The sequence below is a fragment of the Asticcacaulis sp. AC466 genome (assembly GCF_000495815.1).
GTDB lineage: Bacteria > Pseudomonadota > Alphaproteobacteria > Caulobacterales > Caulobacteraceae > Asticcacaulis.
In genome coordinates, this window is sequence record NZ_AWGE01000049.1 from 1 (window position 1) to 696 (window position 696).

General features: G+C 59.8%; 2 protein-coding genes. One reads left to right on the forward strand and one right to left on the reverse strand.

Annotated elements, in window-relative coordinates; genetic code table 11:
- On the reverse strand, positions 1–434 hold a 434-nt coding region (locus tag AEAC466_RS0123040; RefSeq protein ID WP_031239715.1), incomplete at its 3' end, for a GPO family capsid scaffolding protein.
- A 49-nt stretch (positions 435–483) separates the two neighbouring features.
- On the opposite strand from AEAC466_RS0123040, the gene AEAC466_RS44335 reads away from it, so the two are divergent.
- Positions 484–696, forward strand: a 213-nt coding sequence (locus tag AEAC466_RS44335; RefSeq protein ID WP_369794561.1) for a terminase gpP N-terminus-related DNA-binding protein, incomplete at its 3' end; no start/stop codon positions are given.

Sequence of the window (696 nt, forward strand, 5' to 3'; positions counted from 1 at the left end):
CGGCTGAACTCCAGCATGTCAGTGCCGAGGCTCGCCGGGTCATCGGTGACGGCCAACCCGACCAGATACGACTTGCCGGTCTTGGCGAAATCGCGGCGGATCTCCATCGAGGTGAAAACCTTTTGGCCCGCGCCGACCATCGACACCAGATCGGCGGTCGGGGCCAGACTGGCATACAGCGCCCATTTGCCGTGCAACAGCGGTTCGTCCGGCTCGTCGATTTTCTCGGCCTTCAGCTCAACCACGCCGCCGTAACGGCGAAAATAACCGTCCGGCAAAATCCCCTTGATGTGCTCCATGTTGATGCGGGCGCCGTACACCTTCGGGCTGTAGGTCGCGGCCATCTGCTGAATATCCGCAGCGCCGATCTCGCGGCCGTCAACGGTGTCGCCTTCAACGCCGATGCGGAAAAACTTAGTAACTTTCTTTGCCATGTGAACGGCTCCAGTTGTGGTGATTGGGTTCGGGGCTAGTTTCGGGGGAATGGCGGAGCGTCTCAACGCATTGCGGTTGGAAGATCTGAGGTACAACAAGGGCTTAATGCGAGTCGCCCGGCGCTTTCGTAGCCTTGGCGGCATGAATACGACACAGGCAACAACCATCATCAGCGATCCGCGCCGCCAAGCTGCCTTGCTCTACTGGCAGGGCTTTTCTGTGCGCCAAATTGCGGAAACGCTGAACCTCAAGGGGCCGACC